Annotated in this window: 14 protein-coding genes; 2 read left to right on the forward strand and 12 right to left on the reverse strand. The window is 61.4% G+C overall.

Annotated elements, in window-relative coordinates:
* Positions 1–8 precede the first annotated feature (8 nt).
* Positions 9–551 (forward strand): Hsp20/alpha crystallin family protein, encoded by a 543-nt coding sequence (locus AB7933_RS17525; protein WP_024075483.1) that lies wholly within the window; start codon positions 9–11, stop codon positions 549–551.
* 87 nt (positions 552–638) lie between these two features.
* Here AB7933_RS17525 and AB7933_RS17530 read toward each other — a convergent pair whose 3' ends face one another.
* From AB7933_RS17530 to AB7933_RS17560, 7 genes are all read right to left on the reverse strand, one after another.
* Positions 639–1,820, reverse strand: coding sequence for an ABC transporter permease (locus tag AB7933_RS17530; RefSeq protein WP_236645981.1), 1,182 nt, complete (start codon positions 1,818–1,820; stop codon positions 639–641).
* Positions 1,778–3,265 (reverse strand): efflux transporter outer membrane subunit, encoded by a 1,488-nt coding sequence (locus AB7933_RS17535; protein WP_024075485.1) that lies wholly within the window; start codon positions 3,263–3,265, stop codon positions 1,778–1,780. The genes AB7933_RS17530 and AB7933_RS17535 overlap by 43 nt, the downstream gene beginning before the upstream one ends.
* Positions 3,265–4,152, reverse strand: a complete 888-nt coding sequence (locus AB7933_RS17540) for an efflux RND transporter periplasmic adaptor subunit (RefSeq protein ID WP_024075486.1) — start codon at positions 4,150–4,152, stop codon at positions 3,265–3,267. Before AB7933_RS17540 ends, AB7933_RS17535 begins: the two co-directional genes overlap by 1 nt.
* Positions 4,149–4,868 (reverse strand): ABC transporter ATP-binding protein, encoded by a 720-nt coding sequence (locus AB7933_RS17545; RefSeq protein ID WP_024075487.1) that lies wholly within the window; start codon positions 4,866–4,868, stop codon positions 4,149–4,151. The genes AB7933_RS17540 and AB7933_RS17545 overlap by 4 nt, the downstream gene beginning before the upstream one ends.
* A 115-nt stretch (positions 4,869–4,983) precedes the next feature.
* A complete protein-coding gene (locus tag AB7933_RS17550) occupies positions 4,984–5,238 on the reverse strand; it encodes an Lpp/OprI family alanine-zipper lipoprotein (RefSeq protein ID WP_024075488.1) in 255 nt (84 codons plus the stop codon).
* 102 nt (positions 5,239–5,340) lie between these two features.
* A complete protein-coding gene (polX, locus tag AB7933_RS17555) occupies positions 5,341–7,161 on the reverse strand; it encodes a DNA polymerase/3'-5' exonuclease PolX (protein WP_024075489.1) in 1,821 nt (606 codons plus the stop codon).
* Positions 7,158–7,796, reverse strand: coding sequence for a c-type cytochrome (locus tag AB7933_RS17560; RefSeq protein ID WP_024075490.1), 639 nt, complete (start codon positions 7,794–7,796; stop codon positions 7,158–7,160). The genes polX and AB7933_RS17560 overlap by 4 nt, the downstream gene beginning before the upstream one ends.
* Before the next feature lie 141 nt (positions 7,797–7,937).
* On the opposite strand from AB7933_RS17560, the gene AB7933_RS17565 reads away from it, so the two are divergent.
* Positions 7,938–9,305 carry an erythromycin esterase family protein gene (locus AB7933_RS17565; RefSeq protein WP_024075491.1) on the forward strand — a complete coding sequence of 456 codons (1,368 nt, stop codon included), beginning with the start codon at positions 7,938–7,940 and terminating at the stop codon, positions 9,303–9,305.
* Between the two features lie 17 nt (positions 9,306–9,322).
* Here AB7933_RS17565 and AB7933_RS17570 read toward each other — a convergent pair whose 3' ends face one another.
* The 5 genes from AB7933_RS17570 to groL form a co-directional block, all read right to left on the reverse strand.
* Complete coding sequence (locus AB7933_RS17570) at positions 9,323–10,030, reverse strand: phosphoribosyltransferase (RefSeq protein ID WP_024075492.1); 708 nt, start codon at positions 10,028–10,030, stop codon at positions 9,323–9,325.
* A 57-nt stretch (positions 10,031–10,087) separates the two neighbouring features.
* A complete protein-coding gene (locus AB7933_RS17575; protein WP_024075493.1) occupies positions 10,088–10,972 on the reverse strand; it encodes a universal stress protein in 885 nt (294 codons plus the stop codon).
* Between the two features lie 114 nt (positions 10,973–11,086).
* Positions 11,087–11,626 (reverse strand): hypothetical protein, encoded by a 540-nt coding sequence (locus AB7933_RS17580; protein ID WP_306418524.1) that lies wholly within the window; start codon positions 11,624–11,626, stop codon positions 11,087–11,089.
* Positions 11,627–11,817: 191 nt separating this feature from the next.
* Positions 11,818–12,375: a nitroreductase family protein gene (locus tag AB7933_RS17585; RefSeq protein ID WP_024075495.1), complete on the reverse strand. Its 558-nt coding sequence runs from the start codon at positions 12,373–12,375 to the stop codon at positions 11,818–11,820.
* A gap of 92 nt (positions 12,376–12,467) precedes the next feature.
* On the reverse strand, positions 12,468–14,087 hold the full coding sequence (gene groL, locus AB7933_RS17590; RefSeq protein WP_024075496.1) for a chaperonin GroEL: 1,620 nt from the start codon (positions 14,085–14,087) through the stop codon (positions 12,468–12,470).
* Positions 14,088–14,239: the final 152 nt, after the last annotated feature.

Here is a 14,239-nt window from a genome sequence, read left to right on the forward strand (position 1 = left end):
GTATCAAGATGAGCAATTCCGCAAAAAAAATGCCGGTCACGACCGAACATAAATCCGACCGGCTCCCCATGACGACAGACCTGTGGCGGCCACTGGAAAAACTGCGGCAACAGGTAGACCACCTGTTTGAGGACTTTAATCTCGGTACCAGCCTGTCGCCCTTCAGCCGGGGCCTGTTCGACGTTGAACCGTTCTGGCGTCGCGAGCTGATAGGCCATGGCATGCCCGCCGTGGACATCACCGAGAAAGACAAAAGCTACGAAATTACCGCCGAAGTGCCCGGTATGGACCAGAAAGACATTGAGGTCAAACTGTCCAATGGCAGCCTGATCATCAAAGGCGAGAAGCAGGAGGACAAGGAAGAAAAACGCAAAGGCTACCACCTTAGCGAGCGTCACTACGGTTCCTTCGAACGGGTGTTCAACCTGCCTAAGGGAATTGACGCCGATAAGATCGACGCGAGTTTCAGCAAGGGTGTGCTGAGCATCTCGTTGCCGAAAAAGCCTGAAGCCATGAAAGCGGATAAGGTCGTGCCGATCAAGGGCGAGTGAATCCCAGGCCATCTTGCCCCTCGCCGGGAAACCGGCCAGGGGCTTTTTTTGTGTACGCTCCGGCGTGGCCACCGCGCTGCATGCGCCTCAGCCGCGAAAGATATCGTACGGCTCAATCCTCAGGACCTTGCGGATCCCCAGGTAACTGGAAAATCCCGCGATCAACAACACCATGCCAAACGCCAACCCGAGGTTCCAGAAGGTGATGATCGCCGCGTAGTTAGGCAAGTAAGTCCGCGTGACGCTGATCAGCAGGGTCACCAGGGCGATGCCCAGGCCGTAACCGGTCATGGCGGTAAACAGTGCCATGAACAGGATCATGTACACCAACTCCCGGCTCTTGGCGCCAATGGCTTTGAGGGCGGCGAACTTGTCCAGGTTCTCCAGGATGAAGGTGTAGAACGTCTGGCCGGAAATCGAGAGGCCGACCAGAAAGCTGATGACGGTCATCAGCAGGATGCTGGTCCCCACCCCGGTCTGGTAGATGTAGAAATCGGCAATGCGCTGGTTGAATGCCTCCTTGGTCAAGGCGACATAACCCAGGCGGGCCACTTGCTGCTCGATCGCGGCTTCAGCCGCACGGCTCCTGGGCTTGAGCAAAATGTAGGAGACCGTAAAACGGGTGGTCGGAATGTACTCGATGGCTCGCCGGTAGGTGGTGTACAGCGTCGGTACGCCAGTCAACCCGCCGACCAGGACTTTAGCGATGCCCACGATAGTGCCGCGGTGATCGTTGAGTTCGAACGAGGTGCCGATACGGGGGTTGCCCAGCTTCGAAAACTCGGCATCGTGGACCATGATGAAGGCATTCTCGGCGTAGATGTCCTCGATGGCCCCCTGCTCCAACGCCGGGCGGCCAAACAGGCTCGTATCATCCAGGCCGATCACGCTGACGCCCTGGTACGTCCCGTCGGCCAGCCGCACCTGTGCACTGCCAATGAAAATCGGCACGGCATATTCAACCTCGTCCATGCTGCGCACCGCATCCAGCAAATAGTCCGGCAGAGGAATGACGATGGTGGGCGTGTTGACCGACGGATCGATGATCCACATGGGCGCCCCGATGTTGGTGACCGTCGAATACGCCCGATTCAGAATGCCGGCGAACATCGCGGTCATTTGCATCATCAGGAACACCGAAAAGGTGATCCCGACCAGCAGCGCAGAGAACTTGGCGCGATCATTCACCAGCAGCTTGTAGCCGATGCGCAGGATGCCGGCGTACTTCATGGCGCCGGCCTTTGCGCTGCCGCGTCCGGACGGTTCCACCACCCGCCTCCCAGGGCGACGAACAACCCCACCGTGTCCTGGTGACGTTGGGCCAACGCCTGCAAGTAAGCGATGTTCACCTGGTGCAGTTGCACGTCGGCGGCCAACAGCTCCAGGTAGGTCACCAGGCCCGCGCGGTAGTTGGCTTGCAACAAGCGCAATGCCTCCTGCGCCGTGGCTTGTGCCTCGGCTTGTTTTTGCACGGCCTGGGCATCGAACTCCAAGGCCTTGAGGGCATCGGCGACTTGCGCGAAAGACGCCAGCACCACCTGCCGATAATTCGCCGCCGCTTGCTGATACGCATCGATGGCGGCCTGGCGTCCGTACCACAGGCGCCCGCCCTGGAACACGGGGATATCCATCGAAGGCCCGACACTCCAGAAGCGTCCGGCGCCGGCGAACAGGGAACCGGCGGAAGCCCCGGCGGTACCGTAGGTACCCGTCAGGCTGAAGCTGGGGAACATCGCCGCCGTCGCCACCCCGATATCGGCGCTGGCCTGGTGCAGCTGCGCTTCAGCGGCGAGGATATCCGGGCGCTGGCGCACCAGCATGGAAGGCAGGCTGACGGGCAGGTCCTTGGGCAGGGAAAGTCCGCTCAGCGGGATGTCGGGAAGGAACAGTTGGCTGGGCATCGCGCCTTCAAGCGTGGCGAGTAGATGCTCGGCCTGACTGACTTTCTGCTTCAACGCCGGCAATGACGCCTCATTGCTGGCGATCAGGCTTTGCACGCTCAAGCTCGAGGAATACGGCGCCGTACCACTGCGTACCTGGGCCTGGGTCGATTGAAGTTGCTGCTTTTGCAGCTCAATCAGTTGCTGCGTGGCTTCGATTTGCGCGGTATAGGCCGCACGCGCGATGGCCGTATTGACCACATTGGCCGTCAACGTCAGGTAGGCCGCCTGCATCAGCCACTGTTGCTGGTCGACCTGCGCTTGCAGGCCCTCAACGGTGCGCCGCTCACCGCCGAACACATCCAGCGTGTAGCTGATGGTGCCGCTCAAAGTCAGCACATTGAAGACCGAGCCGGGCGTCGACTGGCCTTGCTGAATGGGCGCACTGCGTTCCCGGCCGGCACCGAAGTGGGCATCCAGCTGCGGGTAGAACACCCCATATCCGGCCATCAGCGTGTCCTGGCTTCGGCGCAGACTGGCCTCGGCGCCCTGCAAGGTCATGTTGTGAGCAATCGCCTGGTCCACCAGTGCGTCCAGCGGCGCGGACTGAAACAAACGCCACCAATACGGTGACACCTCACTGCCCGGCAAAAACCGTTGTTCCTGCCCCTGCGCCGCGACCGTACTCGGCTGCGCATCGCGCAGGTAGCCGGATGGCGTGGGAGCCGGCGGGCGTGAAAAGTCCGGGCCAACCGTACAGGCGCTGCCCAGCATCAGCAGGCTCAGGGCGAGCCAACCGGCGCATACGCGGCCAAACCAAGCGAGCCTGTGCATTATTTCTGACCTATGAAGACATCCACCAACTGTCCTGGATACACCCTCGGCAGGTCTTTTTTATCAAACCGGAAAATCACCGCCAGCACCCTCAGGTCGACTTTTTCCTGGCGCTGATTGGACAACTCGATCTTCGGCGATACGTAAGGCTGCAAGCGCACGAACTCCAACGGAACCTTGATATCCGTGCCGTGGATCAGCATCTGCGCACGCATGTGTTCGGGGGCCGGCAGCCGGGCAATCAGGATCTCGTCCACGTAGCAGCGAACGGCCAGATACGCCTGGTCGGCACTCATGACCACCAGCGGGCTGAACCCTTGGGTGTAGGTGTCGTAGGCACCTTGGGACGACACATAACTGCCAACGGTGCTGTTGATCGCCAGGATGACCCCGCTCCTGGGGGCCTTGATCACGTATTGCGCCAATGCCGCGGCGGCCACGTTGAGCGATGCCTGCGCCTGGGCCGCCGTGCCCTTCGCGGTATCGAGGGTGTCCTTGCTGATCGACTTGGGATCCAGCGCATATGAGGCCAGGCGTTTGTTGTACTGATCCCGCGCCGTGCTCATATTGGCTTGCGCCAGTTCGAAATTGGCGCGGGGCAATGCGTCATCGATCATCACCAACGGTGTGCCGCGTGTGACCGTCTGCCCCTCGCGCACCAGCACTTGCGTGACCGGCCCGGCGACCTGCGGATAGATCACGATATTGCTGCCACCGGACTGCTCGCTTTCGATGATGCCGTTGGCATAGATGGCGCTCTCGTAGCTGCTGCTCGCCGGCGCAAAGGCCGGCGGCAGCGTTTGAGGGGTGCGTCCGAACAGGTAGGCGGCGACCAGCCCGGCGAGCACGCCGAGTATCGCCAGCGCAAACAGGATCGGCTTTTTCACAGCGCAGCCCTGGTGGGCTCGGAGATACGGCCGTCTTCCATATAGATGATGCGGTCGGCGTACTCGTTGATCCGCGCATCGTGGGTAACGATCAGGATGCAGCGCTGCTGATTGAGGATTTTTTCCTTGACGAAAGCGATGATCATTTTCCCGGTGTCGCCATCCAGGGACGCCGTGGGCTCATCCAGGATCAATATCTGCGGGGCACCGACAATCGCTCGGGCGATGGCGACACGCTGCTGCTCGCCGCCCGACAGTTTGACCGGCAGGATGTCCCCGCGGTCCTTGAGCCCGACGACCTCCAGGCTTTGCCTGGCCTGCGCAATTGCGTCATTCCAGTCGTGGTGCTGGAGAATCAAGGGAATGGCCACATTTTCAGCGGCGGTCAGCCGCGCGAAGAGATGATAGTCCTGGAACACGAAGCCAATGCTGTTGAGCCGCAACTCGGCCAACTGGTCGGTGCTCAGGCTCCAGATATCCTGCCCATTGATCGTCACTGTGCCGGCGTCGGGGCGCAATATCCCGGAGATCATGCTTAACAGGGTGGTTTTGCCACTGCCGGAAGGCCCGACGATAAAGACCATTTCGCCAAACTGCGCGACCAGCGCCACCTGATCGACCGCCGTCATGCGCGCACTGCCCTCGCCAAACCATTTACTCAGACCGTTCGACGCGATGGCCGGGTGTGCGGCGGCAGTGGTGGGGACGCTACTCATGACTTCTCCTGCCCTGCCCGGCACCGGTCGGAATACCCAACCCTGTGTCGCTGCCGCCCGCGTTGGAGCGGCCTTGCAGCAAGCCCGACGAGGCGTCGGGTGCTGCAACCGTTCACTACTTGCGGCTCGCCTTTTCGAGTACCCGGCTGGCACGCTCATTGGCTTGGTCGGCGGTCTGTTGCGCTTGATTGGCGGCTGCCGCCGCCTGCTCGGCTTTGGAGTAGGCTTCATCGGCCCTGGCTTTCGCCGACAGCGCATTGCTTTGGGCCGACTCCAGGCGCGCATCCAGCTCTTTGGCGGACTTACTACTGCAACCGGCCGACAGCGCCAACAGGATGCTGAGCAACACAACGGGTAAACGCATATTCATGGGAATCTCCTTGAAGGTCATGGCAGGAAAGCACCTGCTGCGGTTCAAGTATCCGGCGCTGTGGTGGTGGCACTCTGATTTTTGTCAACTATCGACCAACAATCAGTCCCTGGCCGCGTCGGCGCGCCCTCCCCGCGCCTTGGCCAATAAAGACTTCAGCGCCCTCAGTGAGCGGGTATTGAGTACGTCATCCTTACCTAGCCAGGCACGCCGGGCTTGAGCGACGCCGTAGCGCAAATACGAAAAATCCGTGGCGCGATGGGCATCCGAATTGATGCTGATAAGCACGCCCTGGTCTTTGGCGTATTGGCATTGCAGATCGAACAGGTCCATGCGTTGGGGTTGCGCGTTGAGCTCCAGGCAGCAGCCGCGTGCGGCGGCGGCCCTGATGATGGCCGACAGGTCCATATTCAACGGCGCGCGTTCATTGATCAGGCGACACAACGGGTGCGCCAGAATCGTGAAATAACGATGATCCATGGCCCTGAGCAGGCGTTGAGTCTGTTGGCGCAGTGTCAGGCCGAAATGGGAGTGGACCGCCCCCACCACAAGATCCAGGCGCCCCAGGATCGTATCCGGTAGATCCAGGCTGCCATCTTCGAGAATCTCGACTTCCACGCCCTTGAGCACGGTGATGCCCTGAAGGCGGGCGTTGAGTGCATCGATCTGGTCGATCTGCTTCAACAACCGCTCGCCAGCCAGACCATGGGCCACTGCGAGTGCGCGGGAATGGTCAGTGATCGCCAGGTATTCCAACCCGGCTTGCTGCGCGGCCAATGCCATCTGTTCCAGGCTATTGCCGCCATCGGAGTCAAGGCTGTGCACGTGCAAATCACCCTTGAGGTCACTCACCTCCACGAGCCTCGGCAAACGCCCGCTGAGTGCCGCCGCCACTTCACCGCGATCTTCACGCAACTCCGGCGTGATCCAGCGCAACCCGAGCGCCTGATAAACAGACACCTCCGTGGCCCCCGCCAGCCGCTCCTGCCCCTTGAACACCCCATATTCATTCAGCTTGAGCCCTAGGTCCCGCGCCTGCTTGCGGATCGCGATGTTATGCGCCTTGCTGCCGGTGAAATACACCAGCGCGGCGCCCAAGTCCGCGGGTTTGACGACCCGCACATCCACTTGCAGACCGGAGTCCAGCACGACGCTGGCCCGTGTACGACCTTTCACCAATACGGTGGAAACCTCCGGGTGCTTGACCAAGTGCGCCGTGACACCCACCGAGGGCGCAGCGGTCACCAGGATGTCGATATCCCCCACGGTGTCGCGCATACGCCGCAGACTGCCAGCCAACTGCGCATCTTCGACCCCAGGCAGTTGGCGCAAGTATTCGATCAACCGCAGCGCCACGGGCTCGACAACCGCCAGCGGCAATCGGCGATCCTTTCCGAGCCCCTTCTGCGCGGCGCTCAATAAGCGCGCCTCCAGCCGTTCGCCAAAACCGGGAACGTGACGGATATGACCCTGCTGGGCGGCCTCGCACAGTTGCTGCGCGGTGGCGATGCCCAGGTCATGGTAAAGGTGCTTGATGCGTTTGGGCCCCAGGCCGGCGATGGACAGCAACTCCACCAGCCCAGGCGGCAATGTCGAACGCAAGCGCTGACGCAGGGCACAATTGCCGGTCGTGGCGATTTCACTGATCTTGCCCGCCAGGTCCACGCCAATCCCCGGCAGTTTTGGCAAGGGTTCGCCACGTGCGATGAGCGGCGCCAGTTCGACCGTCAGCGCCCTCACGGTGCGCGCCGCCACCCGGTAAGCACGGATGCGAAACGGGTTGGCGTCATCGATCTCGAGCAAGTCGGCGATATCGTCAAACACCGCGGCAATCTCATCGTTACTGATCGCCTGCGAGCGTTCGGCCGTGGGGGTCGGCGCGCCGAGCAACGCTTCCCGAGGCGGTACAGCCGTGAGTTTCATGGCCCCAGCCTCGCCATGTAATGCGCGACCGCCTCGGCATCGGCGTCCGACAGCGTATGCGCAATCTGGCTCTCCAGGTCCCCCCGCTCGCGCAGGTCAGCCTGTTGAAACACCTTGATCTGGCTGATCAGGTAGGCGGCATGCTGGCCGGCCACGCGCGGTGTCCGACCTTGGCCCTGCCCCTCGCTGCCATGGCAGGCGCTGCACTGGGCGATACCGGCTGCCGGCACGCCGTGGCGAAAGATCCATTCGCCCCTGGCATCCGGCGTTTCGCTTTCTGCCTGCATGGGCCGCTGCTTTGAAAAATAGTCCGCCAGGTCAGCGATCTGCGCGTCGGTCAAATGGGTGAAGCCCCACATGTACTGAGTCGTGGCCTTATCCATGCGCACATGGCCTTTGAAATCGGCCAACTGGGCCTTGAGGTAGTCTTTTTGCTGACCGGCCAACTTGGGAAACGACGGCGACACCGACTCCCCCGTCAGCCCGTGGCACAGGGAACACACGTCGTTCACCAAGGCAAGCGCGGGCATGGACGCGGTTTTTTGCGATGCCCGATCACGGGTGCCGGAACAGCCCACAAGCACCACCACGCAGACGGCAAGCGCCAGGTGTGATCGGTTGATAGAGCACCTCATGGCACATGCCTCCATGATCAGCGTCGGTTGTCGGCGCGTAGCGGGTTCAAACACCTTCGCTCAAGGTCGTGCAGGCTTTATTGACAAAACTCAATGATTCGCCTGGGTCAGGGTATAGGAATAGACAAACCCTGGATGAGGATGACGGCCGTGAACACACCCGCCCAACGCCTGCTGGATAAACACTATGGCGCGGCCGACAGGGCGGCCATCGTGCCGGTTCTGCGTCAATTTGCCGAGCCACTGCCGGCACTCGATGCGGTGGCGTTTGGTGAACTGTTCGATCGCTATGGGGAGGCGCGGGTGGTGCTGATTGGCGAGGCCAGCCATGGCACCAGCGATTTCTATCGAACCCGGGCCGCCATCACTCAACGGTTGATCGAGCGGCACGGCTTCACCATCGTCGCCGTGGAGGCCGACTGGCCCGATGCCGGCCATGTCGACCGGTATGTCCGAGGGTTGGCCCCGTCGGCGTGGACCCGCCACATCTTCAGCCGCTTCCCGACCTGGATGTGGCGCAACGCTGAGGTCAAGGCCTTTGCCCATTGGCTGCATCGCTACAATCATCAACGCGCCAGCGAAGATCGCGTCGAATTCCGTGGCCTGGATGTGTACAGCATGCGCAACTCGATTCATGAGGTGCTGCACTATCTGGACAAGGTTGATCCGCCATTGGCCGTGGAAGCACGACGGCGCTATGGCTGCCTGACGCCCTGGCAGGATGATCCCGCGTTGTACGGTCACTTCGTCGAACGCAACGGCCTGATGCCCTGTGAACCTCAGGTGGTCGAACAACTCAACGTGATGCTGGCCAAACAATTGGCCGGGCTTATCCAGGATGACGAAGGGTTTTTCAATGCCGCGCAAAATGCCCGGGTGGTGCGGGCAGCCGAGCAGTATTACCGTGCCGTTTATCGTGGTTCGACCGCTTCCTGGAACCTGCGTGACCGCCACATGTTCGACACCCTTCGCGCCCTGCTTGAGCATCGTGGGCCACACGCCAAAGCCGTGGTCTGGGCGCACAACTCCCATATCGGCAATGCCGCGGCGACGGAAATGGGCTGGAAGGGCCAGTTCAACATCGGCCAGCTCTGCCGCAGCGCCTATGGGCGCAATGCGGTGTTGATCGGCATGAGCACCGACCGTGGCCAAGTGGCGGCGGCCGATGACTGGGACGCCGACATGCTCATCAAGGAGGTGCGGCCCTCTCGTCCCGACAGTTGGGAGCATCAGTTCCTCAAGGCCGGTGTGCCGGCGTCGCTGACCGACTGGCGCGACCCGCAGCGCAGCGAGCTGCGCACCGCGTTGTCCAATACCCTGCTGGAACGTGCCATTGGGGTGATTTACCGCCCCGACACCGAACGTGACAGCCACTACTTCGAAGCGGTACTGGCCGAACAGTTCGACGCCATGATCTGGATCGAGCAAACGCAAGCGGTGAAGGCCCTGGCACTGCCCAAAAGCGAACACCTGGAACCGGAGGACGAAACCTTTCCGTTCGGTGTATAGGGTTCGCTCCTCGCGGTTCAGGTTTCGAGGCGGTTCTCCCCCGAGTGCGCTTCAGTCGATTCGCGTTGCCAGGCCAGCTGCAATAACTTGATGACCTCTTGATCGGTGAGCTGCGGGAAATTCGCGTACCAGTAACCGATGGACATCATCCGCTCAGGCGTCAGCGGGCAGATCACTTCATTGACGATACAGCGCAGGGTCTCCACCGTCTCCAGCGGCGCTACCGGCACCGCCACGACGATACGCGCCGGGTGCTGCAACTGCACCGCCTGGACCGCGGCGAGCATCGAGGCCCCCGTCGCCAGGCCGTCGTCGATCAGGATGACCACCTGATCCTTCAGTTGCAGCGGCGCTCGGGCGCCCCGGTAAACCTGCTCACGGCGCGATAACTCGCGTGTTTCGCGGGCGACTACGGCGTCGTAACGGTCTTGATCAATCGGATGATCGCGCAGCATCTCTTCGTTGCGTATATGGATACCGCCACTGGCAATGGCGCCCATGGCGAATTCCGGATGGGACGGCATGCCGAGCTTGCGTACCACGAGGAGGTCCAGACGCACCTGCAGCGCGGTAGCCACCTCATATGCCACGGGGACTCCGCCACGGGGTAAGGCGAGGATGATGACGTCGGCTCGACCTGCGTATTTGAGCAACGGCTCCACCAGGCCTTGACCGGCCACTGACCGATCGGGCCAGAGGGTTTGCAGTGAAGGGCTATGAATCATGGGGCACCTCATCAGACGCTAGCGCCTGTTGGTTGATTACACCGGGCCTTCGCCGCGCTAGACCGCCAGTACGCTGCAAGGCACTTGGTAGAGGATGTGTTCGGTGGTACTGCCGAGCAGCTTCTCGATGCCGCGGTACTGGACCCGGCCCATCACGATCACATCCACCTGGTGTTCCTTGGCGAATTGACTCAGCACCGCAACCGGGTTGCCCGACACGAAGTGATGACGGTCCGACGGCACGCCATAACGTTTGGCCAGTTCGAGGAATCTTTTTTCCTCGTTGCTCGCCAGCTCCTTGCTGAGGTTGGAAAGCGCCATACCGCCCATGTCGCCCATGTACAGCGCGGACATATCGCAGGCATACAGCATGTGCAGCTCAGCATTGCATTGCAGTGCCAGGTTGATGGCCTGATCAATGATGCGCGCGTTCAGCTCGCTGTTCGCCTGCTGGATATCCGACACGTCAACCGCAGCCACGACGATACGCGGCAAGGCATGGTCCCGGCCGCCGACCAGGTACACAGGAATCGGGCACTCGCGCAGCAACTGCCAGTCCAGCGGGGTGAAAAACGCGCGCCTGAGCGCAGACTCGTGCTGCACCTGTTTGATCAACAGGTCGGGCTGCATCTCGCTGACGTAATCCAGGATGTCTCGCTTGATGTCAGTGGCCCATGCCACCTGCGTGGTCACGTTCAGGCCAAGCGCGTGGAGACTCTTGACCTGGGCTTCCAGCCAGTGGTGGTGATCCTCGAGGTAGCTTTCGCGGGCTCGGTCGCGCACGTCGCCTTCCAGCAACGCCAATATTTCCACCGGTTTTGCCAACGCGGCAATGTGCAGGCTCGCGCCACTGGCCTTGGCCAGGGCACCGGCATGGGTAATCGCCGAGGCATCCCGCAGGGCGGGGTTGATGATCAGTAACAAGCAGGTGTATTGGCTCATGATCGATCTCCAGACAGGAAGGAAAAACCACCCCGGCGCTTCAACGTATCGGGCCAGGCGGTATCGCGGGAACCCTGCGCAATGTTCATGATGTTCACCCCATGGCGCCGCGCATTACTCTAGGGGCTGGCTTATCTGGCAGGGCATGTCGTTGGTTGTCGGCCATGACATCTGCATGGGCATGTGCATGGGCATCTGCCACGCAGCCTGACCGGCCATTCTGCGGTGCATCACGCGCCAGAACAGGTCGAAAATGGTTTTTTGCTGCACGTCCAAGGCGTCATAAAAGGTCTGGGTCCGAGCCTGGGCGGCATCCAGGCGCACCAATTGCGCCTGCATCCAGTTGGTTTGCACACGCAGGCGCTCGATGCCGTTTGCCATCCGTTCAGGCGTCGTTTGATTGTTCGAAGCCTGCCTGGCCGGCGCTTGGTCACTGTCGGCGGCCCTGCCCTTGTCGGCTTGCTGATTGGCATCGGTGATGACGCCCGATGCCCAGGTTTCCCACGCGGGCATTTGTTCCGGCTTGAGCATCAGCTTGCCCTTGAGGTCGTCCAGGGTCCGCTGCGTGTGCTTGACCCAATCGAAACCAGCGGCGTGATGAAACATCGGACCAGGACCGGGGCCCGGCATCACCGGGTTGGCGAAGACGCTCATGGACGGTAACAGCAGAATGCTTGCCGTGATCAACAAACACTGGCCAATCAAGCGCGGTCTGTTCATTTCAGTTCATCTCGACGTTATGGGGCATTTCAAGCATAGGAGCCGCCCTGGCAACGGAGCTGATCCACATCAGAAAACCCATAGACAAACCCGACGCAGGATCGACCGTGGCTGCCGCCCTCTGATCAGCCTATCCAGTGAATGGACGGCGCCTTGTGCGCGATAGGCGCGGGCGCAGACTTTGGATGACCGACGATGATTGGGGCCACAGGCGTCCATTCGGCGGGAAGCCCCAATGCGTGCTTACCCTGCGGCGTATTCAGATAGCCCTGGGCGAAACCGATCCAACAGGTTCCAAGCCCCTCGGCATAAGCCGCCAGCATCAGGTTCTCGGCAGCCAGGGCGCAGTTTTCAATACACTGGTTGGGCTCGTTACCGGAGATCAGTACCAATACCGGTGCGTGGTAGAAAAGCTGAAAGTCTTCATCACTGAGCAACGTTTGGAAGTGACTGGAGTGCTCTCCCACCGGAGTCGTGGCAAGCACCCAGGCCTTGGCTTCCTGGGAAATCCGCTCCAGCAGTGCCTGGTCACGGATCACCGTGAACGTCCAGGGTTGTTGGTTCATCGAGCTGGGCGCCTGGACGGCGGCGTCGATCAAACGAAGAATGAGTTTTTCATCGACGGCTTCTGTCGTGTAGTCACGTGTCGAGCGCCGGCCGGCAATGGCTTTGGTCAGGTTCATGTGTGCGGGCCTCCATGAGGGTGTTTCACCACGGTGTCCGCCTGGACGAACGCTCGGGTGACTCGAATAAAAAACCAGGCGCGCCCCGGCGTTCAAGCGTCCGGGAACGACGGTTGGGCTGGCGCTTCTTTTTCTGGGATATCGGTGATGGTGGCCTCGGTCAACAGCAGGATACTGGCCACTGACACCGCGTTCTCCAAGGCAATACGCACGACTTTGGTCGGGTCGATAATGCCGGCTTCATACATGTCGACATACGCATTGGCGGAGGCATCAAAACCAATGTTTCCGGGCTCCGCCAGCATGCGCGCAACGACCACGCCGGCGTCTACCGCCGAGTTTTCCGCAATGCGCCGCGCCGGCGCTTCCAACGCCCGGCGCAGTATCTGCAGGCCGGTGCGCGCATCGCCCTCCACCTGGGTTTCATCGGCGGCGATCAGCGGCACGGCCTTGAGCAGCGCGAGGCCGCCGCCGGGGACAATCCCTTCGGTGATGGCTGCACGGGTCGCCGAAATCGCATCGTCCAGGGCGTCCTTGCGCGCTTTCATTTCAGCCTCGGACGGCGCGCCGACGCGGATCACCGCGACGCCGCCGGATAGCCTGGCCAGCCGCTCCTGCAGCTTTTCACGGTCATATTCGCTGCTGGTCGCCGCCATTTGCCCGCGAATCTGTTGCAGGCGTGCGTCGATGGCTTTGCGGGTACCGGCGCCGCCGATCAGCGCGGTGCTGTCCTTCGAGACCACAACCCGATGCGCGCGGCCCAACTGTTGCAGTTGGACCTGCTCGAGGCTGATCCCCAGTTCGTTGGAGATCACCGTGGCGCCCGTCAATACGGCCATGTCCTGCAGCATGTCCTTGCGTCGATCGCCAAAGCCAGGGGCCTTGATCGCCACGGCTTTAAGCACGCCGCGAATGTGGTTGACGACCAGGGTGGTCAGGGCTTCACCTTCGATGTCATCGGCGATCAATACCAGGGGCTGACCGCTTTTGGCGACCTGTTCCAACAACGGCAGCAAGTCTTTGAGTACGCCGATCTTGTGGTCACAGAGCAGCAGGCAGGCATCTTCGAGTTCGACCTGCATCTTTTCGGTGTCGGTGACGAAATACGGCGAGACATACCCCCGATCAAAGCGCATGCCTTCCATGACCTCGACCACCGTTTCAGTGGTCTTGGACTCTTCGACGCTGACCACGCCCTCGACCCCGACCTTTTCCAGGGCGTCAGCCACCAGTTGCCCGATGACGGGATCGTTATGGGCTGACAGCGTCGCGACCTGGGCCTTCTCCTTGGGCGTACTGACGGGGCGAGACTGCGCGGCAAGTGATTCCACGACCAGCAACAGGCCACGGTCCAGGCCGCGCTTGAGGTCGATCGCGCTGGCCCCGGCCACCACGTTGCGGATGCCATCGGCCAGGATGGCATGGGCCAGCACCGTTGACGTGCTGGTCCCGTCGCCGACTGCCTCACCCGTGCGCTCCGCGGCCTGGCGCAGCATCTGCGCGCCGAGGTTCTCCTCGGGGTCTTGCAGGTCAACGCGTTTGGCGATCGTGACCCCATCATTGCAGACCGTCGGGTTTCCCCATTTATTCTGCATCAACACCGACTTGGACTTCGGCCCCAGCGTTACGCGCACTGCGTCCGCCAATTGGGTGGCACCACTGAGGATTTTTTCGCGAGCAGGCGCGCGAAACACGATTTTACTGTGAGCCATCAGGGGGGCTCCTCTCATGTCGACGGAGCCTGCATGCTTGTCTGAAGCGCCGGCAACCAAGTTGACTTTTATCAACAAAGTCACACGCCTTGCCGACACGGGTCGCGAAGCGCTCACCGACTGTCGCCGGGCGCTCCCCGAGTTGATAAAAA

Source organism: Pseudomonas gorinensis, assembly GCF_042015035.1.
GTDB classification, from domain to species: Bacteria; Pseudomonadota; Gammaproteobacteria; order Pseudomonadales; family Pseudomonadaceae; genus Aquipseudomonas; species Aquipseudomonas gorinensis.